This window comes from Streptomyces aurantiacus JA 4570 (assembly GCF_000414115.1).
Taxonomy (GTDB): Bacteria; Actinomycetota; Actinomycetes; order Streptomycetales; family Streptomycetaceae; genus Streptomyces; species Streptomyces aurantiacus_A.
The window spans coordinates 31940-56217 of sequence record NZ_AOPZ01000078.1; the positions used below are offsets into that span (position 1 = coordinate 31940).

The following is a 24278-nucleotide window of genomic DNA, read 5'->3' on the forward strand; positions in this document are numbered from 1 at the left end:
GTGCGTGACCGGCTCTGGAGACGTGCGTGAACGGCCCTGGTGACGTCCCTTCGCGGAGCGCCTACGCTGCCCGGCAGCCGATCAACCCCGCGGCGGCTGCCGCCGCCCGGCCCCTCGCCCGGGCTCCGGCGCGCGCCGCCCTTTCACGATGGGATACAGCCCGTGACACAGCCGCCGTTCGGCAACTACCAGAACGAGATCTACCTCAACGGCCTGGGCGGTGTCCTGCCCACCCTGCCGATGACGTTCGCCGAGCTCGAAGCGCGCGCCGGCCGGGCGCTGCCCCCGTCGGTGTGGTCGTACGTCGCGGGCGGCGCGGGCGACGAGCACACCCAGCGGGCCAACGTCGAGGCGTTCGACCGCTGGGGACTGATACCGCGGATGCTCGTGGGGGCCACCGAACGGGACCTGTCGGTCGAGCTGTGGGGCAGGCGCTGGCCGGCCCCGGTCTTCATGGCTCCGATCGGCGTCGTCGGGCTGTGCGCCCAGGACGGCCACGGTGACCTCGCGACCGCGCGCGCCGCCGCTCGGACCGGAGTGCCGATGTGCGCCTCGACGCTGAGCGTGGACCCGATGGAAGACGTCGCGGCGGAGTTCTCCGGCACACCCGGGCTCTTCCAGCTCTACACCCCCACCGACCGCGAGCTCGCCGAGAGCCTGGTGCACCGCGCCGAGGCGGCCGGGTTCTCCGGGATCGTCGTCACGCTCGACACCTGGGTGACCGGCTGGCGGCCCCGTGACCTCGCCACGGCCAACTTCCCGCAGCTGCGCGGCCAGTGCCTCGCCAACTACACCAGCGACCCCCGCTTCCGCTCCCAGGTCGACGCCGACCTCGACGCCGACCCCCGCGCCGGCGTGCTGCACTGGGCCGGCGTCTTCGGCAAGCCGCTGACCTGGGACGACCTGACCTGGCTGCGTTCCCTCACGACCCTGCCGCTCATCCTCAAGGGCATCTGCCACCCCGACGACGCACGCCGCGCCCGGGACTACGGCGTCGACGGGATCTACTGCTCCAACCACGGCGGCCGCCAGGCCAACGGCGGCCTCCCCGCGCTCGACTGCCTGCCCGCCGTCGTGGAAGCCGCAGGCGAGCTGCCGGTGCTCTTCGACTCCGGCGTGCGCACCGGCACGGACGTGGTCAAGGCCCTGGCACTCGGCGCGAGCGCCGTAGGCATCGGGCGGCCCTACGCCTACGGCCTCGCCCTCGGCGGCGTCGACGGCATCGTGCACGTCCTGCGTTCGATCCTCGCCGAGGCAGACCTCACCATGGCCGTCGACGGATACCCCGACCTGGCCGCTCTCACCGAGGACGCGATCCGTCGCTGCTGAGGACTCCCGGCCTTCCGGACTTCCGGGCTTCCGGCCACGGCCGACTCGGGCCGCGCGCGCCTCACGCCGCCGCCAGGGCTTCCGTGGGCGGAAGCCGCGCGGCCCGCACCGCCGGGTAGAAGCCCGCCAGGCCGCCGATCACGAGGGTGGCGGCCACGCCGCCGGCCATCGCCCACAGGGGGACGACCGTCGGCCAGCCCTGGTAGCCCGCGTACCCCGCCGTCACCGCGATGCCCAGGGCGACGCCGCCCAGACCGCCGAGGGCCGACAACAGCAGGGATTCGCACAGGAATTGGGTGCGGATCTGGCCCCTGGTGGCGCCCAGGGAGCGGCGCAGACCGATCTCCGCCCGTCGTTCCAGGACCGAGATGACCATGGTGTTGGCCACTCCGACCCCGCCCACCAGGAGTGCCACCGCGCCCAGGCCCAGGAGGAGACCGGACAGGGCGTCGTCGGTCGCCTGCTTCGCCGCGAGCGCGTCGGAGGGGCGGGAGACGTTCACCTCGTTGGGGTTCTCCGGGTTCGCCGTCGCGCCGAGGACCTCCTGGACGTCGGTCACCGACGGCTCGTCCGCCCGTGCGTACACCGTCGTCGCGAAGCCGTCGAAGTCCAGCTCCTGTTCGGCGGCGGGCCAGCCGACGAGCGCGGCCGAGTCGAGTTCGGGGGCGAGTTCGTTCGGGGCGAGGAGGCCCACCACGGTGAACCACCGGTCACCGAGCCACACTTGGGTGTCCGGGCCCGAGGCGTGGACGCCGAGCTGTTCGGCGGCCCTCGCGCCGAGGACCACCGCCGGGTAGCGGGAGGTGGCCGCGTTCAGCCAGCGGCCGTCGACCACGTCCACGCCCACGGTCCCGGGCAGGTCGGTGCGTGCCGCGTACACGCCGATTCCGCCGGTCACTTCCTTGGGGACGTGGTCGTTGCGGTACACCTTCGCGGCGGTCTTGCCGATCGCCGAGACCGACTCCACTCCCTCGACGGCGCCCACCATCTCGACGGCCTCGTCCGGCAGATGCGCCGCGCTGCCGCTGAAGGACTGGCCGGGCGCGGCCGTCAGCAGGTTGGTGCCCAGTGCCGCCATTTTGCGGTCCAGTTCCTCCTGGCTGGAGGTGGAGATGCCCACGACGCCGATCATCGCGGCGATCCCGATCGCGATGCCCAGAGCCGAGAGGAACACGCGCATCGGGCGCGAGCGCAGGCCCGAGCCGCCCGTGCGCACCACGTCCGCCGGGCTCAGCCGGGCCGGTTTCGGCCGCGGCCGTGTCGCCGTACTCATCGGCTCACCCGTTCCACGACAGCGGCGTCGTGCTCGTGTTCGTGCTCGGTGGCGAAGGTGTGGGGTGCCGCGCGGCCGGTGAAGGGCTCGGCGGTGCCGGAGTCGTGTTCGATCCGGCCGTCCTTGATACGTACCTCGCGCGGCAGCGACGCCGCGATGTCCCGGTCGTGCGTGATGACCACGACCGTGGTGCCCGCCCGGTGCAGTTCGTGCAGGAGATCCATGACCACCTCCCCCGATCGCGAGTCGAGCGCGCCCGTCGGCTCGTCCGCGAGCAGCAGCAAGGGGCCTCCGTCTCCCCTGCTCGCAGAGCCGGGGGAAGGGGCGCCGAGTACGGCGCGTGCTATCGCCACGCGTTGTTTCTCGCCTCCGGAGAGCTGGTGCGGCTCGTTGTGCAGGCGTGCGCCGAGGCCGACGCGGCGCAGCGCGCGCTCCGCGAGGCGGCGCCGCTCGCCGCGCGGCAGGCCGCTGTAGAGCAGGCCGTCCGCGACCGCGTCGAGGGCCGGCACGCCCGCCGCCAGGTGGAACGCCTGGAAGACGAAGCCGATGGTGCGGGCGCGCAGCGCGGCCAGCTGGCGGTCGGACAGGGCGTCGATCGCGTGGCCGTCGACGCGGACCGTCCCCGCGGACGGGCGGTCCAGCGTCCCCATGATGTTGAGCATCGTCGACTTGCCGGAGCCGGACGGGCCGACGATCGCCAGCATTTCCCCGCGCCGGACGACGAGTCCGGCCCCGGCCAGCGCGGCCACGTCCCCGTATGTCTTCGACACCTGTTCCAACTCGACGACGGGCGGCGGCACTTCGGGGTCTCCGTCCGCGTGTGCGGACCGCCTCGCTTCGAGGTCTCCATCCTCGCGCGCGAGCCGACTCGTTTCGCGGCCCGCCCGTGCGGCTGCGGACGGCTTCACTTCGGCACCCCCACCTTCAGGCCCTCGGTGATGCCGTCGCCGGACACCTCGACCATGCCGTTCGCGAACATGCCGAGCTCCACCGGCCGGTGTGCGACGCCGGAGCCGGTGACGGCCTGGACCGCGTAGCCGCCGCCCTTGCGTGCGACGAGTGCGCCGACGGGAACGGCGAGGACGTCCTCGCGGCTCTCGGCGGCCAGCGTCACGTCCACGGGGGCCGCCTGGTAACGGCCCAGCTTCTTCTGGTCCTTGACGGTGAGCTCGACGGGCAGGGTGGCACCGTCGGCGCCGCCCTGGGAGTCGCCGCCGTCCTCGGAGGGTTTGGCGGTGGCGGCGGTGCCGACGTCCGTCACGCGGGCCTCGGCCTCCGTGCCGTCTGGCAGGGCGACGGTGGCCTTGGCGTCTTCCTCGACCAGGTCCTCGTACTGCGCCTCCAGATCGACGGTGATCTTCCGCGCGGTGCCGGTCCAGGTGAGCACCTCGCCCGAGGCGGCGTCGCCGCGGGACGACTTGACCTCGGCGACGCGCCTGGCTCCGGACGCCACGACGGCGTCGCCCGGCGCGACCTCGCCCGTCTCCCCCCGGCCCAGGTCCTCCTGCCAGTCCTTGACGGCCTCCGCGGTGCCCGAGGTGTACTCCTCGTCCACGGTGAAGCCGGTGTGGCCGAGCGCGGCCAGGTTCTTCTCAAGCATTTCCACGTCGTCGCCCTCGGCGCCCACGTCGAGCGTGCGGTAGAGCGGGGTGGAGCCGTACAGCAGCGGCACCTTCTTCTCGTCCGTGCTGTACACCGTCTCTCCGCGTTCGATCTCCTGGCCTTCGGCGGGCAGCCAGGTGAGGGTTCCCCCGGAGTCGGTGGCATTGCCGCTCTCGGGGGCAGCGGATGCCCCGCCCTCGCCGGCCGGTTCGCTCGCGCCGCCCGCCCCGGCCGCCCGCACCGGGCTCGCCTCGCCGTATCCGAGCGTGCCGTCGACCGTCTCGCCACGGGTGAGCGTCCGCTTCTCGACGGTGGCCGTACGGGCCGGTCCCGACGGGTCGGCCGCGGCGGGGCCGGCACCGTCACCGCCGAGCGCGCCGGTCGCGGCGATGCCGCCCGCGCCGGCGACCGCGGTCGCGGCCAGGACGATCAGCGACGTACGCAGGGGCCGCCGTCGGCGCCGGGACGGCCCGGCGGCACCGGCACCGGGCGGAAAGCCCTCGGCGCCACCGCTGTCGAGGACCGTGCCGCTGTCGTCCGGAACACGCGGCCGGTCGTCGGTCTCCGGCCCGCTCACCTCGGCGACGGGCCCGCTCACGCCCGCGTCCGACCCGCTCACTGGCCCCCGCCGCCCTTCATCATCACGCCGCCGGAGGGCCGCTTGTCGCGGCATGCCTCCATGGCCTCCTGGAACTTGGGGTCGTCGCCCGTCATCCCGACGGCCGACATGTCGATGACCATCGACCCGCCGTCGATCTCCGGGTCGGGGAACTTGGGCACGCCGTTCTCCCGCATGCACCGCGCCCACTCGGCGACCTTCGCGGAGTCGAGCGGCTTGCCCCCGTTCGGGCCGCCCGCTCCCTGCGGAGACAGGTCCTTGCACGCCTCCTGGGCCTTCTTGAACTCCGACGACTGGGGGTCGACGCCCATACCGGGGCCGATCCTGATGCCGCCGCCGCCCTGTTCAGGGTCGGGGAACTTGGGCACCCCGTTCTCGCGCATGCACTTCGCGTACGCGAGGCCGCGCTCCTCCGGGCCGGTCGGCGACGGCTTCTCCACCGCCCCCGGCCCGTCCGCGTCCGCCGCCTGCGACGACCCGTCCGAGCATGCCGTCAGGACAGCTCCCGTCAGCACCACCGAGGCGAGCAGCGGGGCGACGGCTCTTGTCCGTGCGCTCTTGCGTTTGTACGTCTGTGTCATGCGGTCAAGGTCTACGGACCCACTGGTTACATGGCGGGAACGCGGACTGTTATGCCGGCGTAACGCCCCCTGCGGCATTCTGTCGGCCATGCGCGTGCTGATTGTCGAGGACCACCGGGAGCTGGCCGACACCGTGGCCACGGGCCTGCGCCAGGACGGCATGGCCGTCGATCTCGCGTACGACGGCGGGGAGGCCCTGGACCTCGCCCTCGTGCACGACTACGACGTCGTCGTCCTGGACCGCGACCTGCCGCGCGTGCACGGCGACGAGGTGTGCCGGGTGCTGGTCGCGCGCGGCGGCCGCTGCCGGGTGCTGATGCTCACGGCCGCCACGACGATCGAGGACCGGGTCGGCGGTCTCTCCCTGGGGGCCGACGACTATCTCCCCAAACCGTTCGCCTTCGCCGAACTCATCGCCCGGGTCAGGGCCTTGGGGCGCCGCGCCCAGCCGGCCGTGCCCCCCGTCCTCACCCGGGGCGATCTCACCTTGGACTCCGCGCAGCGCGTCGCCCGCCGAGGCGGCCGCCGCCTCGACCTCTCCCCCAAGGAACTCGCCGTCCTGGAACTGCTGCTCGGCGCACGGGGCGGCGTCGTCTCCGCGGAGCAGCTCCTGGAGCGGGCCTGGGACCAGGCGGCCGACCCCTTCACCAACACCGTGAAGGTCACAGTCAGCCGGCTCCGCCGCAAGCTCGGCGACCCGCCGGTGATAGAGACGGTGCCCCATGCCGGCTACCGCATCTGACCGCGTGGGCCCCTCCCCCGCCCCGCGCCGGTTCCGCTGGACCGTGCGGCTGCGTCTGACGCTGCTCTACGGCGGGCTGTTCCTGGTGTCGGGGGCGGCGCTGCTCATCGTCACGTACGTCCTCGTGGCCACCCGTAAACCGCAGATAGTGCGCAAGATGACCGGCACGGGCGCGGCTCCCTGGCTGCCCCAGGACACCGGCCGACTGGCCGATCCGGGGGCGGCGCAGCGCGCGGCGATGCTGGAGCAGTTGCTCACCCAGTCCGGGATCGCGCTCGCTCTCATGTCGGCCGTGTCCGTGGCGCTGGGGTGGCTGATGGCGGGCCGTGCGCTGCGTCCGGTCCGTACGATGGCGGACAAGGCGCGTCGCATCTCCGAGCGCAACCTCCACGAACGCCTGGCGGTGGCAGGCCCGGACGACGAGCTCAAGGACCTCGGCGACACGTTCGACGGTCTGCTGGGGCGCCTCGACACGGCGTTCACCGCGCAGAAGCGCTTCGTCGCCAACGCCTCGCACGAGCTGCGCACCCCGCTCACCCTGCAGCGGGCCTTGATCGAGGTCGCGCTCGCCAACCCGGCGGCGGACGCGCGGTCCCTGCGCGCCGTCTGCGAACGCCTCCTGGTCACGGGCGAGCGCCAGGAGCACCTCATCGAGGCCCTCCTCACCCTCGCCCGCGGCCAGCTCGGTCTCCAGCGGAGCGAGCGCGTCGACCTTGCGGCGCTCGCGCGCGCCGTCCTGCGCGAGCAGGCCCCCACCGGTCTGCGCGTCCAGCTGTCGCCGGGCCCGGCCCCGACGGTCGGCGACCCGCGCCTGCTGGAGAGCCTGGTGACGAATCTCGTCGCCAACGCGGTACGCCACAACGTGCCCGGCGGCTGGATCCGCGTCCACACGGGGGTGAGCGACGGGCGGCCGGTGCTGCGGCTGACGAACAGCGGGCCGCGTATCCCGCACGAGCGCGTCGCCGACCTCTTCCAGCCCTTCCAGCGCTTCGAGACCCGCACCGGCCCTCCGGAGGGCCACGGCCTGGGCATGTCGATCGTCGCCGCGGTCGCCGACGCCCACGGCGCACGCGTGACCGCGCTGCCCGGGCCTGAGGGGGGCCTCGACATCACGGTCGCGTTCGGTCACGGACCGCCGGGCCGGAGCATCTTGCGGCCCGCCGTGCTTCCGCCGTCCACCGCGACCGAGGCACCGGTCATGTAGGGGAAGTCGTCGGAGGCCAGGGCGAGTACGGCGCGGGCGATCTCCGCGGGTTCCGCCATGCGTTCCAGGCCGTCGACGTTCAGGGGGCCGAACGCCTTCTTGTACTGGGCCCAGTCGGCGTCCGGGATGCCCGGTGGGCGGACGAAGGCGGTGTCGGTGGTGCCGGGGAGAAGGGCGTTGACGCGGATGCCCTTGGGTCCGTAGGCGAGGGCGGCGGACTTCACGATGCCCTGCACGGCGCGCTTGCTCGCCGTATAGGCGGCGCCGTTCGGCCGGGCCTGCTCGGCGGCCGACGACGAGGTGCAGATGACGATGCCGTGCCCCGCCCTGAGCATGTGCGGGATCTCGTACTTGAGGGCGAGGAACATCCCGCGGGCGTTGGTGGCCTGCACGTCGTCCCACTCCTCGGCGGTCATCTCGTGGGGCAGCTTGGCGCTGCCGATGCCCGCGTTGTTGAAGGCCACGTCGATGCCGCCGTAGCGGTGGGCGATCCGGTCCACGAAGGACCGCACCTGTTCGGCCTCGCGCACATCGGCCCGGACGTACGTGGCCTCGCCTCCGGCAGCACGGATCTCGCGTTCCACCGTGCGCCCCAACTCCGCGCGGCGGCCGCAGAATCCGACGTGCGCGCCCGCGGCGGCGAAGGCGCGGGCGGTCGCCTCGCCGATGCCGGAGGTGGCGCCGGTGATGAGGACCGAGGTTCCCGCGAAGCGACCGCGGGCGGGCCGGCGCGCGGCGGACTCCGCGGCGTGCGCGGTGCCGTCGAGGGCCAGGGAGGCGAGGCCGAGGGCGGCGGCGCCGCCGAGGAGGGAGCGCCGGGTGGTGTCGTGTGCGGACGTGTCGTGTGCGGTCGCGCCCTGTGCGTTCGTGCCGCGTGCGTTCGTGCCGTGTGCGTTCATGCCGGTCACGCTGTCAGCGTGGGCGGGCGGCCCGCTTCCGCCGACGGGCCGGTGAACCGGCTGGTGGGAGGAGGCGGCCTCCTCCCACGGCAGGAGCCCGGGTCCCGGGGGCGGCACTTATCGTGAGACCCGTGAAGCGATCATGGGTGGAGCCGGTCTTCGACGAGAAGTACGCCGCTGTACGGGTCTTGGTGATCGCGGGCACGCTCCTCGGCGACCTGCTCCTGGTCCAGCGGCCCTCCGGCGCGGCGGACTGGGGATGCGCCGCGGCCGGTCTCGCGCTGTGCGTGGCGGGGACCCGGTGGCTGTTCGGGGCGGCGCTCGCCCTGCCGGCCCTGGTCGTGGCCGCGCATGCCGCGGGCGCCGAGCCGGTGGCGGCCTTGAAGGTACTGGCCGCGCTCACCCTCTTCGAACTCGCAGTACGGACGCCGGGGCGGCGGCCGGTGGTCGCGGCGGCCGTCCTGGCGTGCGCCGTGGCCGCGAACCGGATCACCGACCTGCCCGCCGAACTCCTCTCCGTGCTCTACAAGATGGGCGTCGTGGCGGGCGTGCCCCTGCTGTTCGGCGCGTACGTACGGTCCGTACGCGAAGCCGCGCGGCGCGCCCAGGAGCACATGACGCTCGAGGAGGCGCGCGCCGAGCAGCGGCTGCTGGCCGCCCGGGCCGCCGAACGGGCCAGCGTGGCACGGGAGTTGCACGACCTGGTGGCCCACCATGTCTCCTCGATGGTGCTGCGGGTGGGTGTCGCCCGTCATGTCCTCCCGGCCGCGGGCACGGACGGCGCGGCCGACCCGCGGATGACGGCCGTCCTCGACGATCTGCACGCCAGCGGCAGCGCGGCCCTGGCCGACCTGCGGCGCCTCGTGGCGGTCCTGCGCGACCCCGACAGCGTCGACCCCGACGCCTCGCCGCTGCTGTCCCCCGGAGCGCTGGCCACGGCCCTGGCGTCGGTCGTCGAGCAGAGCGGCCGCTCCGGCCTCGCCGTCAGCGCCGAGGTGGACGAGCGGGAGCTGGCGCGGGTCGACACCGCCCGCGGGCTCGCCGTGCTGCGCCTCGTACAGGAAGGGCTGGCCAACGCCGCCCGTCACGCCGGGGCGGGCGCGCACGCGGAGGTGACCGTCCGCGTGACCGGGGACGGCGCGGTGCGGGTCTCGGTCGACGACGACGGAGCGGGCCGTCCGCCCCGGGTCCCGGAGCCGGGACCCTCCGGCCACGGCCTGATCGGCATGCGCGAGCGTGTGCAGTTGCTGGGCGGGCACTTGGACGCGGGGCCCTCCGGGCGGGGGTGGAGCCTGCGGGCGGAGCTGCCTGCCGGGCCGCCGGGCATGGCAGCCGCGCCGGGCATGGCGGCTGCGGACGTGGCGTCAGCTCCTGCCGCGGGCACGGCTTCGGGTGCGACCTCGGGCGCGGCTTCGGGTGCCGCCTCGGAAGTGCGGGAGGCCCGCCTGTGATCCGTCTGCTCGTCGTCGACGACCAGCAGCTCGTCCGCATGGGCCTGCGCATGCTCTTCGAACAGCCCCCGGACATCGACCTCGTGGGCGAGGCCGGCGACGGGGCCGACGCCGTACGCCTGGCCGAACGCCTCGCCCCCGACGTGGTCCTGATGGACCTGCGCATGCCGGGCGTCGACGGCATCACGGCCACCCGGCGGATCACGGCGGCCCGCCCCGCCGTGCGCGTGGTGGCCCTGACGACGTTCGACGACGACGATCACCTCTACCCGGCGCTGGCCGCCGGGGCGTGCGGATTCCTGGTGAAGGACACTCCCCCGGCCCAGCTCCTGGACGGCGTACGGCGTGCCGCGCAGGGCGAGGCCCCCTTCAGCAAGGCCGCGCTGGACCGCCTTGTCACCCGGGCGCTGCGCGCGGACGACGGCTCCCCGGCCGCGCGGGAGTCCGCGCCGCTTCCGGCGGGCCTGACGCCGCGCGAGCGCGAGGTCCTCGCCCTGCTGGGCCAGGGTCTGTCGAACAAGGAGATCGGCGATCGGCTGCACCTGGGACTGACCACGGTCAAGACGCACGTGGCGAACCTGATGGCCAAGACGCGGTGCGACAACCGCATCCGCCTCGCCCTCCTCGCCGTCCGGTCGGGCGCCACGGCAGGGTAAATTTCGGGCAGGGGAACACATGATCGGCGAGGGGATGATGCAGCACCTGGGGCCGCTGGAACTGGTCGGGAACCGATGGGTCATCGGGGACCCGAAGCGGAACGAGGGGTCGTGCCTGGTGCTCGCCGCCGAAGGCATCGAGCACCACATGCGGGGAGAGGTGGAATCCCGGGACATCGTCCCGTGGAGCAGCCTCCACACCGTTCGGCTGAGGGCCACCATGAAGCCATGGATGGCCACCCGCACCGGGGGTGTCATCGTCGCGGCAAGCGGCCAAATGGACGGTGGCCGCGACGGCTGCTCCCTGTCCGGCATTCGTGATCGGTACAAGCCCTGGTCGGTGAACTACACCCACCACGACCGCACTTACACGTCCATGCACATGGCTCTGGTGATCGACCTGGTCGCGAAGACATCCGAGGCGAAGGCGCTGCACCGCCTCGGCGACCCGGAGTGGCTCGGCGCAGTGGTCTCCCGGCTGGCGCCAACGCCGCGGTGGACCCCCCTCCCGGCGCGCCGGGTGAGCGAAATCATCGAGCTCCTCGGCACCTGAGCCTGTCTTTGAACCCCCGCCTTCGCCCCGACCCCGGCACGCCGCGCAAGAAATCCAGTCGTCCGGCGGCGGGCCGGAGGCTAGGTTCTCAGGGCGCATGTGAACCGCGCCCGCCCTCTCTCCGCGAAGGTCTGCCTGTGACGCTGATCCGTTCCGCCCGACCGCACGAGCTCCCCGCACTGTTCGAACTTCCCGAGGACCCCGAACGCAACGCGGCGACCCGCGCCTATCTCGGCCAGTTGCTCGACTCCAAGTGCACCCGGCCCGAGTGGTGTCTCGTCGCCGAGGACGGCGCCGGGCAGGTGACGGGCAGCGTGGTGCTGTGGACCGTGCCGGGTCAGGACGTCCCGTACGCCTTCGTCCTGTTCGAGGCGCCGGCCGACCAGGACGCCACCGGGGCCGCGCTGCTCGACGCGGCGGTCACCAGGGCGCGGGCGCTCGGTGCGGACGAGTTGGAGCATGTCGTCGACTCGCCCGCGCAGGAACCGCAGTTCCAGCAGGACCCGGAGCGCCGGGCCGAACTGCTCCGGCGCTCCGGCTTCCGGGTCATCCGCGACGGGCGGAGATTCAGGCTGCGGGTGCCGGGTGAACTGCCGGCCGACGACCCCCGGCTGACGTTCCGCTCCCTCGCCGGCCTCGGCCCCGAACCGTTCATCGACCTCCTGGAGCAGTTGCTGGCCGAGACGGCGGACGCCCGGCTGGCCGCCGACGTCCAGGAGTACGGGGCGCGGCGGGCGGCCGAGAAGATCTTCGAGCTGACGGCCTCGATGCGGCACGAACCGCAGTGGTGGGAGATCGGCTACGACGCGGACGGCAGCCCCGCGGTGATCAGCCTGCCGGCGGAGAATCCCAGCGTGCCCGTGATCGGCTTCATCGGTGTCGCCCCCGCCCACCGCGGCAAGGGCTACGCGGCCTCGGCCGTGGTCCGCGGCACCCGGATCCTCGCCGCGAACGGCGCCGAGGAGATCCGCGGGGACTGCGACGCGGCGAACACGGCCATGGCGAAGGCGTTCACCCGGGCCGGCTACGAGAACTTCGCCGACAGGCTGGAGTTCCACCGCTCCCTGTGACACGCGACAACGACTCGGCCCCGCCCACCCCATCCGTCACGCCGGCCCCCGCCTAGACTCGGCGGATGGCGAAGTACTTCGACGTGCACCCCGAGAACCCGCAGCGGCGCACCATCGGCAGTGTCGCGGACAGCATCCGCTCCGGCGCGCTCATCGCGTACCCGACGGACTCCTGTTACGCGCTGGGCTGCCAGTTGGGCAACCGTGACGGCATCGCGCGGATCCGCACCATCCGGAACCTGGACGACCGGCACCACTTCACGCTCGTGTGCGAGACCTTCGCGCAGTTGGGTCAGTTCGTGCACATCGACAACGACGTGTTCCGCGCGATCAAGGCGGCGACGCCGGGCAGTTACACCTTCATCCTCCCCGCGACGAAGGAGGTGCCGCGCCAGCTGCTGCACCCGAAGAAGAAGACGGTCGGAGTCCGGATTCCCGACCATGCCGTCGCCCAGGCCCTCCTCGCGGAGCTCGGTGAGCCGCTGCTCTCCAGCACCCTGCTGCTGCCCGGCGAGGAGGCGCCGATGACACAGGGCTGGGAGATCAAGGAGCGCCTCGACCACACGGTGGACGCCGTCCTCGACTCCGGCGACTGCGGCACGGAGCCGACGACGGTCATCGACTTCTCCGGCGGCGACATCGAGATCGTCCGCCACGGTGCGGGCGACACCTCGCGGTTCGAATAGCGCCGTACAGCGCCGTACGCACCGCTCATCCACGTCCGCCGCCGACCGGCTCCAGCTGGAGATGGTCCAGGTTCCAGTTCTGGTACGCGTCCGCGTCCAGGGACAGCCGCAGGGTGTGCCGGCCGCGCTCCAGCGACCGCGTCACACCGCTGTCCTGAAGGGCGAAGGCGTGGTGCCCCGTCGTGTTGGCGACGCGCGCGGCGGCGCCGGGCGCGCCGCCGTCGAAGGCGACTCGGTAAGTCCCGGCGGGGGCGTACGGCGAAGACACCCGGACCTTCAGGGCGTAGCGGCCGGACCGCGGCACGTCGACGGTGTACGTGAGCCACTCCGAGCCGCGCATCCAGCACACCGCCACCGCGCCGTCGTGATCGCACACGTCGACGTCAGCGCCGGGGCGCCCGGGCCCGTCGCCCCGGTTTCCTGCGTCCGTGTCGTGGTACGCCACTCCCTCACCGCCCGGGGCGTGGTCCTCCCCCTGGACGCGTACCGCGCCGGGCGGCACCGCGCCCGCCGCTCCCGTGGCGAGGTAGGTCTCCAACGCCTCGACGTTGTCGGTCTGGACGATCGACGCGCCGTGGCGGCCGATGAGCGTGGCCCAGCCGCGTGCCGGGGCGATCAGCGACGCCTCGTCCGTGTACCGGGCCGCCAGGCCGTACCGCATGCTGTTGACCCAGACACGGCTCGTCGTCCGCAGCCGCCGCACGAACGCGGTGTCGGCCACGACATCGCGGACGTCGTCGAAGACCACCTCGAAGGCGGGTGGCCGGTCGTCCCCGAACTCCGTCACGGAGGCGGCGTTGGCGTCGTCGACGAGGTGCATGTAGAGCGCGCCGGGGTGGCGGGTGCGGAACGCCCGCACCTCGGTGACCGGCGCGCGGGACTTGAACAGGCCGTTGCGCACGGTGCGGGTCTTCTCAAGGACGCGCCAGACGGCCTCACGGTGCGGCCACGCCTGGTCGAGGTTGACGAGCCCGCGGGTCCGGGCGGCCTCCATGGCCTGGGCGAGCGTGGGGACGCGGTGGCCGGTGAGTGCCGCCTGACGGCCGCCGAGGCCCTCGCGCAGGCGCAGGGCGCGCAGTTGGGCGTAGGTGAGGTCGGCGACGCGGCCGGTGCCGTCGGTGGTGCGGTCCACGGTCGCGTCGTGCATCAGGACGGGGATGCCGTCCTTGGTCAGCCGGACGTCGGCCTCGACGATCTCGGCGCCGTCCGCGAAGGCCGCCAGCATCGCGGGGAGGCTGTTCTCGGGCGCCTCGCGCCACTGGCCCCGGTGGGCGGCGGTCATGACGCCGATGTCGGGCCCGTGGTCGAGGAAGTCGCGGTACGCGCGGTCGGCTGCGGTGTCCTTGGGCGCCTCGCGCTCCGCCGCGGACGTGCCGGGGGTGGTTCCGGCGAGTGTCATCGCACACGCGGTGACGGTGACGGTCAGGCGGACGGCGAGACGGCGGCGCGGGCTCGGCCGGGTGATGCTCGGTGCGGGACAGGAGCGGCGCGAGATCTTGTGCGAGGGCATGGGCGAGAGCATCGGGCAGCGGATGCCGCCCGTCCACGACCGGCCCGGCCTGTCGCGCAAACGCCTGACGCGAGATCATCTGGTGTCGGCTCCGGAGCCGCGGTTCTCGGCCGCGGCTCCGGACGCCCGCCCAAGTGGACGGATTCGGATGAGGGTGCCCGCGATGGCCAGTGACTGGGAAATCGACGTACAGCTGCTGCTGGACGTCACGGACGACGAGTGGGCGACGCTCCAGGAGGGCATGGTCGACGCGCTGGAAGGTGAGCCGCAGTACGAGATCGTGCCGACCGCGACCTCCAATGCCCCGACCGGTGCCTTCTTCTCCGTCGGCGCCACCGTGCAGGTCTTCGCCGAGACACCCGGTGAGGCGGCGGACACCGCTGTCGCCGTGACACGCCGGGCCCTGCGGTCCGCCGGCGGACGCGCCGACCACGGCGTCGCCGAGATCAACATCCGCCAAGGAGGCGTGGACCCACGGCTTTTGGGCCACTGATCGCGCAGGCTGGCTGCTTTCCGGCCGGGCCACCGCGTCCCCTCGTGAGAAGCTCGCGCTCATGCGGAGTGACGGACATCTGACGATCGGGGTGGAGGAGGAGTACCTCATCGTCGACCCGGCGTCGCGCGCCGTGCGTCCGGGTGCCGACGCCGTGGCCTCGGCGGCCGCCAAGCGGCTGGGCGAGGAACGGGTCGGCGACGAGATCACCCGCTTCCAGGTCGAGGCGAGGACCCGGCCGCACACCGGCCTCGGCCAACTCGCCGAGGACGTGCGGGAGATGCGCCGGACCGTCGCGGGCGCCGCCGCGCAGCAGGGCCTGGCCGTGGTCTCGTCCGGTTCGCCGGTGCTCGGTGACGTACTGCCGCTGCCGGTCACTCCCGAGCCGCGGTATGCCCGCAGCCTGGAGGTCTTCCGGGCCCTCGACGACGAGCAGTGCGCGGGCGCCTGCCACGTCCACATCGGCCTCGACGACCGCGCCCTCGCCGTGGAGGTGAGCAATCACCTGCGGCCGTGGCTTCCGGTGCTCGTCTCGCTCACGGCGAACTCCCCTTTCTGGGCCGGGCGCGACACCGGCTACGCGAGCTGGCGCACCCTGTCCTGGGCGCGCTGGCCGGTGGCCGGGCCGCCGCCCTACTTCGAGTCCGTCGCGCACTTCGAGGACCTGGTGGGCCGGTTGCGCGCCTCCGGGGCGGTCATGGACTCGGGCGGCCTCTACTGGGACGTTCGGCCGTCGTCGCATGTCCCGACCCTGGAGGTGCGGGTGGCGGACGCGCTGATGACCGCCGACGAGACGGTGGTGTACGCGGCGCTGGTACGGGCCTTGGTGGAGACCGCGCTGCGTGGTGTGGCCGCCGGTGAGCGGGTGCCCGATCCGGCACCGGAGGTGCTGCGCGCGGCGTACTGGCGGGCCGCCCGCGACGGGCTGAGCGGCCACGGCTTCGACGTCCGCTCCGCCCGCCTGCGGCCGGCCGGAGATCTGGCCGGCCTGCTGTACGCGCACGTCCGCCCGGCGCTGGAACGGAGCGGGGACCTGAGGAACGTACGCGGGGCGTGGGCGCGGCTGCTGAGCCACGGGACGGGGGCGCACCGGCAACGGTCCGCCCACCGCCGCCGGGCCCGCTTCGAGGATGTCGTCGACGATCTGATCGCCGCGGTCACCTCGGAGCCGTGAACGGCCGGTGTCAGGTGAGGTCGGCGAGGAGGGCTTCGAGTGGGGCGGGTGCGCGGTGCGGGTCGAGGGCCTCGACGAGTACGTGGCCGTAGCGGATCTTGCGTCCCTTCTTCGTGCCGAGGAAGCGCCGCAGCTGCTGCTGTGGGGGACGGCCCTGCTGGGCGGGCTGGCGCAGGAAGGTCTCCAGGGCGCGCAGGTCGCCCTCCGCGCGGATGAGTTCCTCCACCCGTGTCACGCCCAGCGCGCGGATGAGCTCGTCCTCCAGATCAGCCGCGCAGACGAAGAAGCCCTGTTCCGCCACGCCGGCCCGCTCCCAGCCGCGGGCGTAGTAGCGGCGCTCCGCCTCGTCGCACAGTCCTGTGAGGCGCAGGCCGAGGCCGGTCGGCCCGAGGAGACCGGCGAAGCGGCCGACGCTCATGGCGCCGCCCATCGGCAGGACGCAGACGCCTTCCGCTTCCAGGTCCCGGTTGCGGCTCGCGGCCAGCGCGTCGACCGCTGCGGCGTCGCTCGGCCCTTCGAGCAGGACGGCTGTCCGGACGGGCAGCCGGGCGGCCAGCTCGCGCGCGGGGTCGCCGGGGCCGCCGGCCGCCCAGGCCGCGACCGCTTCCCGGAACGACTCCATGTCAGCCATGGGAGGAGTCTCCGCCCTTTCCCTTCACCACGGTAGGGAATTTCCGCCGCCGAGCCGTCCGCGGAGCGACGCGGGACAATCCGAGCAGCGCCGACGCGTGCGCCGTGGGAACGTGTCGCCATGGTCATCGAAGTCCGCCCGGCCTCGGCTTTCGAGGACGTCCGTGCCGTGCTCGGCCCGAAGTCGCCCGGAGCCAACGTCTGCTGGTGCCTGAGCTACCGGATCCCGTCCAGGCTCAACAAGGAGCTGCGCGGGCCGGCCCGCGGTGAGTACGTCGCCGAGCTGTGCCGTGCGCGACTTCCTCCGGGAGTGCTCGCCTACGACGGCGACGAGCCGGTCGGCTGGGCCGCCGTGGCACCGCGCTCGGACACCTCCTTCGCCCGCAACCGCAAGATCCCGCACGTCGACGAGCTGCCGGTCTGGTCGCTGTGGTGTGTTCGCGTACGCCCCGGTCACCGGAAGAAGGGGATCTCGCACGCCCTCATCGCCGGCGCGGTCGAGTTCGCCCGCGCGCACGGCGCCCCCGCGATCGAGGCGTACCCCCTCGACAACGGTGCCGCCCGGGTCGATCTGACGATGGCGTACGCCGGGCTGCGCGAGAACTTCGAACGCGCGGGGTTCACTCACGCCGCCGACACCACGTCAGTGCTGGCCGGTCACCCCCGGGTCCTGATGCGACTCGACCTGCGCTGACGGGTCGCCGCCCGGGGCCTGCCCGGGAGCCGCCCGCCCCGGCGTCGGCTCGCGGCGCATGCACCAGGTTCGGGGGCCGCCGTCGGGCAGTTCGACCTCCGCGGTCACGGCGAAGCCGAGGTTCTCGTAGAACTTCACGTTCCGTTCGCTCGACGTCTCCAGGAACGCCGGGCGGCCGGCGCGGTCCGCCGCGTCGAGCCCGGCCCCGAGCACCGCCCGGCCGAGCCCGTGGCCCTGCGCGTCCGGGTCCACGCCCACGGTCGCCAGGAACCACACCGGCTCGCGCGGGCGGTGCGGTTCGAGCGCGCGCTCGGCGGAGGCGAAGGCCGGTGCCCGCTCCCCCGCCAACTCCTCTATCAACGGGCCCACTTCGGCGAATCCGGGCGCCGGGTCCTGATCCGGAGTGGTCCACACGGCGACGGCCCGCGCGTCATCGGTCACCCAGACCCGGCCGTACGGAAGACCGACGCGGGTCAGGAACAACTCCTGGAACCGCCGCACACGTTCGACGTGGCCGTCGGCCGCGATCACGTGCCGGGTGAACGCGTAGTCGGCGAAGGCGCCGGCGAGGGTCCGGACGGCGAGGGGCGAGTCCTGCGCGGTGGCGGGACGCACGAGGGGTGCCGGCGACATGAATTCTCTCCGATCTTCTCCTTGCACGACGGACGGCGTGCACGACCGACGGCGCGGCCGGTACTGCTCCTGCAGCGGCCGGCACTGCTCCTGCAACCGGCACGTCCGGTTGTCACTCCTGCAACGATCAAGCCGGATCCCGCGTTCCCGGGCCCAGTTGCGCCCGAAGTGTGATGACGCTGCAAGTGATCATCACGTGCGCGCCACCTGGCCGTAACCCGCGGTGCCTTGGATGATCTGCGCCGGTGTGTTCGACCGGACCCGTCCCCACCCCCACAGGGAGATCCTCCATGCCCCACTCCACGCCGCGTACGTACGCGGCCGGCGCCGTCGGCATAGCGCTCGCCGCGACGGCGACGCTGGTCGCGACGGCCCCCACCGCGGCGGCCGCGGAAGCCACTCCGCGCCTGAAGGTGCTGACGTACAACGCCTTCCTTTTCAGCAAGACGCTGTACCCGAACTGGGGCCAGGACCACCGCGCCAAGGAGATCCCCGCCGCCGGGTTCTTCCGGGGCAACGATGTCGTCGTCCTCCAAGAGGCGTTCGACAACTCCTCCTCCGACGCCCTGCAGCAGCACGCCAGGGGCGAGTACCCGCACCAGACGCCCGTCGTGGGCCGGTCGAAGAGCGGCTGGGACGCCACCGGCGGCGCCTACTCCTCGGTCACGCCCGAGGACGGCGGTGTGACGGTGCTGAGCAAGTGGCCGATCGTGCGCAAGGAGCAGTACGTCTACAAGGACGCCTGCGGGTCGGACTCCCACTCCAACAAGGGCTTCGTCTACGCCGTGCTCGACGTGAACGGCACCAAGGCGCACGTCGTCGGCACCCACGCCCAGTCCACCGACCCCGGCTGCTCCGCGGGCGAGGCCGCCACCACCCGCGCCAAGCAGTTCAAGGAGCTCGACGCCTTCCTGGACGCCAAGAAGATCCCGGCGAACGAGCAGGTCCTGGTGGCGGGCGACCTCAACGTCGACCGGCACAGCGGCGAGTACGCGTCGATGCTCGCCGACGCCGGGCTCGCGCCCGCCGACGCGCGCACCGGGCACCCGTACTCCTTCGACACGAAGGACAACTCCATCGCCTCCGAGCGCTACCCCGACGACCCCCGCGAGGACCTCGACTACGTGCTGCACCGCCAGGGCCACGCCCGCCCCTCGGGCTGGCGCAACGACGTGGTGAAGGAGACCAGCGCCCCCTGGACGGTGTCGAGCTGGGGCAAGGAGTACACGTACACCAACCTGTCCGACCACTATCCGGTCGTGGCCGAGTAGGACAGGCAGCACGGCCCTCGGGTTTCGCCCAGGAGACACGGGTAATGCATGAGTCATGCATGATGCGGAATCCCGTACGGCGAACCTCCTCGGGGCGACCGCGCTGGCGCTGAGCGATCTGCTCCTGTCGGGGGTCGGCGCGGCGGCCGGCACCAGCGGCAGCGGCGCGGCCGCGCTGGTGGTGCTGGCCGGCGACCCGGACCTGAGCGTGACGGAGCTGGGCCGGCGGGTCGGCCTGACGCAGTCGGCCGCCGCCCGCATGGTCGACGGCCTCGAACGGCAGGGGCTGGTCCGCAGGACGTCCACCCGCGGGCGCGCGGTCGCCGTCCGCCCCACCGAGGCGGGCACCGCCGCCGCGCGCCGCCTCCTCGCCGCCCGTGGCGACGCGCTGGGGGCGGCGCTGCGCCACCTCGGCCGCGACGAGCGGGCGCAGCTCGACCTGCTGCTCGGCAAACTCCTCACCGGCCTCTGCCGGCTGCCCGGTGACGCCGAGCGTCTCTGCCGTCTGTGCGACCGGGACGTCTGCGTCAGGGACCGGGCGACGTGCCCGGTGGGGCAGGCCGATCGCGACCGGCGCGCCCGGAGCGAGCGAGGCGCCCGGGACGAACAGGGCGCCCGGGGCGAACGGAGTGCCAGGGGCAAGCGGGGCGCCAGGGATGAGCGAGGCGATCCGGACGATGGGTGAGCTCCTCGCGCTGTTGTCGGCGCTGCTGTTCGGTGCCACCCACTTCTTCAACGGCCTCCTCGCCCGCCGCGTCCACAGCACCGCGGTCGCGCTCATCGGCCAGGTCGGCGGCACCGTCCTGGCCCTCGTCGTCGCTCCGTTCGTCGCCGCGCCGCACGTCGGCGGCGGCGCCCTGGGCTGGGGAGCCCTGTCCGGAGTCGGCACAGGTCTTGGCGTGGCCTTCCTCTACCGGGGCATGAGCGGCGGCCGCTTCAGCGTCGTCGTGCCGCTGAGCGACGTGGCGGCCGTCGCCCTGCCCGTCCTCGTGGGCATCACCTTCCTCGGCGACCGCCCCGGCGTGGCGGCCTGGTGCGGGATCGGCGCGGCGCCGGCGGCGCTGTGGCTGGTGTCCCGCTCCGGCCACACCGGTGGGACGGGTGACGCGGACGGCCGGGGCAGAACCGCTTCCGGCGCACGCGACGGCCTCATCGCCGGGACCGGCTTCGCCCTGCAGTTCATCGCGCTGGCCCAGGCCGACCCCGCCGCCGGGCTGTGGCCCCTGGTCGCCAGCCGCGCGGCCTCGGTCCTTGTCCTCCTGCCCACCGTCGCCCGGCACGCCGACCGGCTGCGCATGCCCGGCCGGCTCGCCTGGAGCTGTGTCGGCGCCGGCGCCCTCGGCACCGCGGCGATCACGATGTACGCCCTCGCGACGCGCGAACAGCTGCTGTCCCTCGCCGTCGTCCTGACCGCGCTCTACCCCGCCATCCCCGTGGTGCTCGCCATGACCTTCCTCCATGAACGCCTCACCCGGGCGCAGCAGTTCGGCCTGGTGTGCGCGGGGGCCGCGATCGCGCTGATCTCCCTGGCCTGACCAGCCCCGCGGCTGCCCCGCCCTGCCGTGCAGTAGCGTGCTCGGCATGATCGCGGAAACCGAGGACGGCATCGTCGGCCGGGTACTTGAGTGGGCCCGGCAACAGCAGGACATCCAGGCCGTTTTGCGCACGGGTTCACGGGCTCGCCACGACGGCACCGTGGACGCCTTCTCCGACCACGACATCGAGCTCTACACCACGGACACGGACCGCTATGAGGACGGCGCGTGGGTCGAGGGGCTGGGCCCGGTGGTGGTCCAGGTGGGGCTCGAGGGCCCGTGGGAGAACCCGGCGCGGCTGGTGTTCTTCGAAGGAGGGGTGAAGGTCGACTTCCAGGTGGTGCCGGTGGACCGCCTGGCGAAGATGACCGCCGAAGGGCTCGACGACCTGCACGAGCGGGGCTACGAGATCCTGTGGGACCGCGAGGGCGCGGCCGCCGGACTGCCCGGGGCGACGGGTACCGTTCCGGCCGAACTGCCGGACGCCGAGGAGTTCGAGGAGCTGTGCGCCGAGTTCTGGTTCGAGGTCGCGCACCTGCCGCGCTATCTGGCGCGCGGCGAACTCTGGGTGGCCAAGTCCCGGGACTGGACCACGAAGGAACTGCTCGAGTGCATGATCGAGTGGCACGCGCTGACGCGACGGGGCGCCGACCACGACGTCTGGTACGGCGGGACACGCATGCGGCGCTGGGCGGCGCCCGGAGTGTGGGACAGCCTCCCGGAGACCTTCGGCGACTTCACCGCCGACGACACGCTGCGCGCGGCCCGGGCGACCGCCGACCTCTTCGCCCGCCTGGCCCGGGAGGTCGCGGACGCCCACGGCTTCCCGTACCCGGACAGGGCCGAGCACGCGATCCGGCCCACGCTCGACCGGATCCCGGAGCTGTGAAGAGGCGCTCCTCGCGCGGAAGTTGGGAACGACGGCCGGTCAGGGGGTGGGGCCGGGGGTGGTGCTGACGCCACCCCGGCCCGGGTCCCAGACCTCCTGACTCGTGGCCCGCGGCCGCCGAGGATTCTTCCTGTCACCAGCGACGAGCCCGGGCCCACCGCCGGGCGACCGACGACGGACGGGGAGACATGATGACCAGTCATACGCGGCGCAGGATTCTGCAGGGGGCGACGCTCGCGGCGGCGACCGGTGTGGCCGAGGGCTTCGGGCTCGGCCGGTCCGCCCCCGCGGCGCGGGCCGCGACGGCGGGCACGGCGGCGACGGGCAGGGGCGCAGGCACGGCGGCGACGGGCAAGGGCGCGGGCAAGGGAGCGCTGCCCTTCCTGGAGGGCGCCTTCGCCCCGGTCACCGAGGAACTCACCGCGTTCGACCTGAAGGTGACCGGCCGCCTGCCGCGGGACCTCGACGGCCGCTATCTGCGGACCGGCCCGAACGCGCTGGGCCTGGAGGACGTGCGGGCGCACCACTGGATGCTGGGCGACGGCATGGTGCACGGGGTGCGGCTGCGCGACGGGCGCGCCGAGTGGTACCGCAACCGGTGGGTGCGTTCGTCGCGGGTGGCGAAGCAGCTCGGGGAGAAGTACCCGGGCGAGGTGCCGCCGGACGACTTCGCGTGCAACACGCACGTGATCCCGTACAAGGGCCGCGTCCTGGCGCTGCAGGAGGGCGGGCCGCTGCCCTACGAGCTGGACGGCGAGCTGAACACCGTACGTCCCTACGACTTCCGCTCCACGTTGCGGGGCGCGTTCACCGCGCACACCAAGTACGACCCGGTGGCGGACGAGCTGCACGCCGTGACGTACTACCCGACCTGGGACCACGTACGTCACCTCATGATCGACCGGACCGGCCGGGTGGCGCGGACGACCGAAGTCCCGGTGGCGGACGCACCGATGATGCACGACTTCGCGCTCACCCAGAAGTACGTGGTGATCGTGGACGTCCCGATCACGTTCGACGCGGAGGCCGCCGAGGCGGGCGCGGTGGTCCCGTACGTCTGGAACGACGAGCACCCGATGCGGGTGGGTGTGCTGCCGCGGGCCGGTGGCACCGCCCGCTGGTTCGAGGTCGACCCGATGTACTACTCGCACACCCTCAACGCCTACGACCAGGGCGACACGGTGGTGGTGGACTTCTCCTCGATGCCCGCTCCCTTCTACGCGGCGGGCCGGGGCAGCGGCGGGCCGTCCGCGACCGGTGCCCCGGCGCTCGACCGGTGGACGATCGATCTGCGCGCGGGCCGGGTCGGCAGTGTCCGCCTCGACGACCGCCCGCAGGAGTTCCCCCGCGTCAACGAGGCCCGGGTGTCCCGTCGGCACCGCTTCGGATACACCGCCAGTGCCGCGGAGATGTGGCGTGCGTACGAGACCGTCGACGGGGTGCCGCCGGACGACAAGTTCACCAACTGCCTGGTGAAGCACGACCTGTTGCGCGGCACCCGGCAGGTGCACCGGTTCCCGAAGGGGGCGGCGGCCAGCGAGCCGGTGTTCGTGCCGCGGCGTGGCGCGCGGGACGAGGACGACGGCTACATCGTGGCGTACGTGAACGACCCCGACCGGGGCGCGACCGACCTGGTGGTCCTCTCGGCGCAGGACTTCACCGGTCGCCCGCTGGCGCGCGTCCAGCTGCCGGGGCGGGTACCGCTGGGTTTCCACGGGAGCTGGGTGGCGGACGCGTGAGGTCCGCGCCCGCCGCGGCGTCGGCGTAGCGGCGGGCCAAGTGCGCGAAGGCGGCTCCGAGTTCGGCCGGGCCGACGACCTCGATGTCGGCGTCGAACCTGCCGATGGTGGCGGCGAGCCCGGGCCATGACCAGGAGCCGAGGACGAGCCGGCAGCGGTCCGGGCCGAGTTCCTCGACGACTCCGTCCGGCGCGTGCGGGGACACGGCGGCGGCGGGCAAGGCGAGGATCACCTCGCCTCGGCAGGGCCAGCCGCCGGTGCCGTCGGCGCCCTGGAACCTGCTGGTGACGAAGGCGGCCACGTCGCCTCCCGGCAGGTCGCGCGAGGGGAAGCGGGGGCCCGTGGGTGTGCGCGGGGTGATCCGGTCGGCGCGGAAGGTCCGCCAGTCCTCGCGGTCGAGGTCCCAGGCGACGAGGTACCAGCGCCCGCCCCGGGCGACGAGATGGTGCGGCTCCGCGCGGCGTGGCGGGGCCGCCGCGGGGGCGGCGGCTTCCCGAGGGGGTGCCAGGTCGTCGGGGGCGAGGGCTTCCTGCGGAGCTGCCGGGGCGTAGTCGAAGCGCAGCACCTCGCGGGCGCGGACGGCCGCGCTGAGCGTCACGAGAACTTCCGGGTCGACCCGCGCGTGCGCCCCCGCCCCCGCCCCCGGCCGTTCGACGGACGTGACCTGGAACGCGTCGACGCGGTGGCGCAGCCGTGCGGGCATGACCTGGCGGACGGTGCCGAGCGCGCGCGCCGCCGCCTCCTCGATGCCCGCACCGGTGACGGATGCGGTCCGCAGCGCCACGGCGAGGGCCACGGCCTGGTCGTCGTCGAACAACAGCGGCGGCAGTTCCGTGCCGGCGTCGAGCCGGTACCCGCCCTCGGGTCCCTTCGTCGCGACGATGGGGTAGCCGAGTTCACGCAAGCGGTCGACGTCACGGCGCACGGTGCGCGGGCTGATGTCCAGGCGCTCGGCCAGCAGCGCGCCCGGCCAGTCCCGGCGCGCCTGGAGCAGCGTGAGCAACGACAGCAGTCGCGCTGAGGTCTTCTGCATGATCCCCATACT

25 protein-coding genes are annotated in these 24278 nt (G+C 73.4%); 16 read left to right on the forward strand and 9 right to left on the reverse strand.

The genetic code is table 11. The features are described 5' to 3' along the window. Nucleotides 1-162: 162 nt before the first annotated feature. Entirely contained in the window at nucleotides 163-1329 is a 1167-nt protein-coding gene (locus tag STRAU_RS10890; RefSeq protein WP_016640345.1) for a lactate 2-monooxygenase, read from the forward strand. A gap of 61 nt (nucleotides 1330-1390) precedes the next feature. Here the strand turns inward: STRAU_RS10890 and STRAU_RS10895 are convergent, their stop codons facing one another. The 4 genes from STRAU_RS10895 to STRAU_RS10910 form a co-directional block, all read right to left on the reverse strand. Continuing rightward, nucleotides 1391-2602, reverse strand: a complete 1212-nt coding sequence (locus tag STRAU_RS10895; RefSeq protein ID WP_016640346.1) for an ABC transporter permease — start codon at nucleotides 2600-2602, stop codon at nucleotides 1391-1393. Further along, nucleotides 2599-3402, reverse strand: coding sequence for an ABC transporter ATP-binding protein (locus tag STRAU_RS10900; RefSeq protein WP_016640347.1), 804 nt, complete (start codon nucleotides 3400-3402; stop codon nucleotides 2599-2601). Before STRAU_RS10900 ends, STRAU_RS10895 begins: the two co-directional genes overlap by 4 nt. A gap of 104 nt (nucleotides 3403-3506) precedes the next feature. Then, complete coding sequence (locus tag STRAU_RS10905; protein WP_016640348.1) at nucleotides 3507-4823, reverse strand: peptidoglycan-binding protein; 1317 nt, start codon at nucleotides 4821-4823, stop codon at nucleotides 3507-3509. Further along, nucleotides 4820-5404 carry a hypothetical protein gene (locus tag STRAU_RS10910; protein WP_016640349.1) on the reverse strand — a complete coding sequence of 195 codons (585 nt, stop codon included), beginning with the start codon at nucleotides 5402-5404 and terminating at the stop codon, nucleotides 4820-4822. The genes STRAU_RS10905 and STRAU_RS10910 overlap by 4 nt, the downstream gene beginning before the upstream one ends. A gap of 88 nt (nucleotides 5405-5492) precedes the next feature. Here STRAU_RS10910 and STRAU_RS10915 point away from each other — a divergent pair, with 88 nt between their 5' ends. Continuing rightward, on the forward strand, nucleotides 5493-6146 hold the full coding sequence (locus STRAU_RS10915; RefSeq protein ID WP_016640350.1) for a response regulator transcription factor: 654 nt from the start codon (nucleotides 5493-5495) through the stop codon (nucleotides 6144-6146). After that, on the forward strand, nucleotides 6127-7350 hold the full coding sequence (locus STRAU_RS10920) for a sensor histidine kinase (protein ID WP_052029041.1): 1224 nt from the start codon (nucleotides 6127-6129) through the stop codon (nucleotides 7348-7350). The genes STRAU_RS10915 and STRAU_RS10920 overlap by 20 nt, the downstream gene beginning before the upstream one ends. Here the strand turns inward: STRAU_RS10920 and STRAU_RS10925 are convergent. Continuing rightward, nucleotides 7272-8249 (reverse strand): SDR family NAD(P)-dependent oxidoreductase, encoded by a 978-nt coding sequence (locus STRAU_RS10925; protein WP_052029044.1) that lies wholly within the window; start codon nucleotides 8247-8249, stop codon nucleotides 7272-7274. The two genes, STRAU_RS10920 and STRAU_RS10925, sit on opposite strands and share 79 nt — an antisense overlap. A gap of 131 nt (nucleotides 8250-8380) precedes the next feature. On the opposite strand from STRAU_RS10925, the gene STRAU_RS10930 reads away from it, so the two are divergent. The 5 genes from STRAU_RS10930 (at nucleotide 8381) to STRAU_RS10950 (ending at nucleotide 12665) form a co-directional block, all read left to right on the forward strand. After that, nucleotides 8381-9700, forward strand: a complete 1320-nt coding sequence (locus STRAU_RS10930) for a sensor histidine kinase (protein WP_259299879.1) — start codon at nucleotides 8381-8383, stop codon at nucleotides 9698-9700. After that, nucleotides 9697-10356 (forward strand): response regulator, encoded by a 660-nt coding sequence (locus STRAU_RS10935; protein ID WP_016640353.1) that lies wholly within the window; start codon nucleotides 9697-9699, stop codon nucleotides 10354-10356. Before STRAU_RS10930 ends, STRAU_RS10935 begins: the two co-directional genes overlap by 4 nt. Before the next feature lie 19 nt (nucleotides 10357-10375). Then, nucleotides 10376-10909 carry a hypothetical protein gene (locus tag STRAU_RS10940; RefSeq protein ID WP_016640354.1) on the forward strand — a complete coding sequence of 178 codons (534 nt, stop codon included), beginning with the start codon at nucleotides 10376-10378 and terminating at the stop codon, nucleotides 10907-10909. A 137-nt stretch (nucleotides 10910-11046) separates the two neighbouring features. Next, nucleotides 11047-11979 (forward strand): GNAT family N-acetyltransferase, encoded by a 933-nt coding sequence (locus STRAU_RS10945; protein WP_016640355.1) that lies wholly within the window; start codon nucleotides 11047-11049, stop codon nucleotides 11977-11979. Nucleotides 11980-12044: 65 nt separating this feature from the next. After that, nucleotides 12045-12665 carry an L-threonylcarbamoyladenylate synthase gene (locus STRAU_RS10950; protein WP_016640356.1) on the forward strand — a complete coding sequence of 207 codons (621 nt, stop codon included), beginning with the start codon at nucleotides 12045-12047 and terminating at the stop codon, nucleotides 12663-12665. A gap of 25 nt (nucleotides 12666-12690) precedes the next feature. On the opposite strand, the gene STRAU_RS10955 is transcribed toward STRAU_RS10950, so the two are convergent. Next, nucleotides 12691-14175, reverse strand: coding sequence for a glycerophosphodiester phosphodiesterase family protein (locus tag STRAU_RS10955; protein ID WP_016640357.1), 1485 nt, complete (start codon nucleotides 14173-14175; stop codon nucleotides 12691-12693). Between the two features lie 163 nt (nucleotides 14176-14338). Between STRAU_RS10955 and STRAU_RS10960 the strand changes: the two genes are divergently transcribed. Both STRAU_RS10960 and STRAU_RS10965 read left to right on the forward strand, forming a co-directional pair. Beyond that, nucleotides 14339-14668 carry a hypothetical protein gene (locus tag STRAU_RS10960; protein WP_037658640.1) on the forward strand — a complete coding sequence of 110 codons (330 nt, stop codon included), beginning with the start codon at nucleotides 14339-14341 and terminating at the stop codon, nucleotides 14666-14668. A 61-nt stretch (nucleotides 14669-14729) separates the two neighbouring features. Further along, nucleotides 14730-15842, forward strand: a complete 1113-nt coding sequence (locus tag STRAU_RS10965) for a carboxylate-amine ligase (RefSeq protein ID WP_016640359.1) — start codon at nucleotides 14730-14732, stop codon at nucleotides 15840-15842. A gap of 10 nt (nucleotides 15843-15852) precedes the next feature. Here STRAU_RS10965 and STRAU_RS10970 read toward each other — a convergent pair whose 3' ends face one another. Next, entirely contained in the window at nucleotides 15853-16473 is a 621-nt protein-coding gene (locus STRAU_RS10970) for a TOPRIM nucleotidyl transferase/hydrolase domain-containing protein (RefSeq protein ID WP_037658641.1), read from the reverse strand. Between the two features lie 120 nt (nucleotides 16474-16593). On the opposite strand from STRAU_RS10970, the gene STRAU_RS10975 reads away from it, so the two are divergent. Then, entirely contained in the window at nucleotides 16594-17166 is a 573-nt protein-coding gene (locus tag STRAU_RS10975; protein WP_016640361.1) for a GNAT family N-acetyltransferase, read from the forward strand. Here the strand turns inward: STRAU_RS10975 and STRAU_RS10980 are convergent. Further along, nucleotides 17116-17799, reverse strand: coding sequence for a GNAT family N-acetyltransferase (locus STRAU_RS10980; RefSeq protein ID WP_078621133.1), 684 nt, complete (start codon nucleotides 17797-17799; stop codon nucleotides 17116-17118). The two genes, STRAU_RS10975 and STRAU_RS10980, sit on opposite strands and share 51 nt — an antisense overlap. Before the next feature lie 290 nt (nucleotides 17800-18089). Here STRAU_RS10980 and sph point away from each other — a divergent pair, with 290 nt between their 5' ends. From sph to STRAU_RS11005, 5 genes are all read left to right on the forward strand, one after another. Then, nucleotides 18090-19070 carry a sphingomyelin phosphodiesterase gene (gene sph / locus STRAU_RS10985; protein WP_016640362.1) on the forward strand — a complete coding sequence of 327 codons (981 nt, stop codon included), beginning with the start codon at nucleotides 18090-18092 and terminating at the stop codon, nucleotides 19068-19070. A gap of 55 nt (nucleotides 19071-19125) precedes the next feature. Then, nucleotides 19126-19755, forward strand: coding sequence for a MarR family winged helix-turn-helix transcriptional regulator (locus STRAU_RS10990; protein ID WP_016640363.1), 630 nt, complete (start codon nucleotides 19126-19128; stop codon nucleotides 19753-19755). Further along, complete coding sequence (locus STRAU_RS10995; protein WP_259299880.1) at nucleotides 19727-20605, forward strand: DMT family transporter; 879 nt, start codon at nucleotides 19727-19729, stop codon at nucleotides 20603-20605. Before STRAU_RS10990 ends, STRAU_RS10995 begins: the two co-directional genes overlap by 29 nt. A gap of 46 nt (nucleotides 20606-20651) precedes the next feature. Beyond that, the gene (locus STRAU_RS11000) at nucleotides 20652-21494 is read left to right on the forward strand and encodes an aminoglycoside 6-adenylyltransferase (protein WP_063890343.1); all 843 of its coding nucleotides are present in this window, start codon (nucleotides 20652-20654) and stop codon (nucleotides 21492-21494) included. Nucleotides 21495-21682: 188 nt separating this feature from the next. Continuing rightward, complete coding sequence (locus tag STRAU_RS11005; RefSeq protein WP_016640367.1) at nucleotides 21683-23233, forward strand: carotenoid oxygenase family protein; 1551 nt, start codon at nucleotides 21683-21685, stop codon at nucleotides 23231-23233. Here the strand turns inward: STRAU_RS11005 and STRAU_RS11010 are convergent. Then, nucleotides 23151-24266: a helix-turn-helix transcriptional regulator gene (locus tag STRAU_RS11010; protein ID WP_052029045.1), complete on the reverse strand. Its 1116-nt coding sequence runs from the start codon at nucleotides 24264-24266 to the stop codon at nucleotides 23151-23153. The genes STRAU_RS11005 and STRAU_RS11010 overlap by 83 nt on opposite strands. Nucleotides 24267-24278 lie beyond the last annotated feature (12 nt).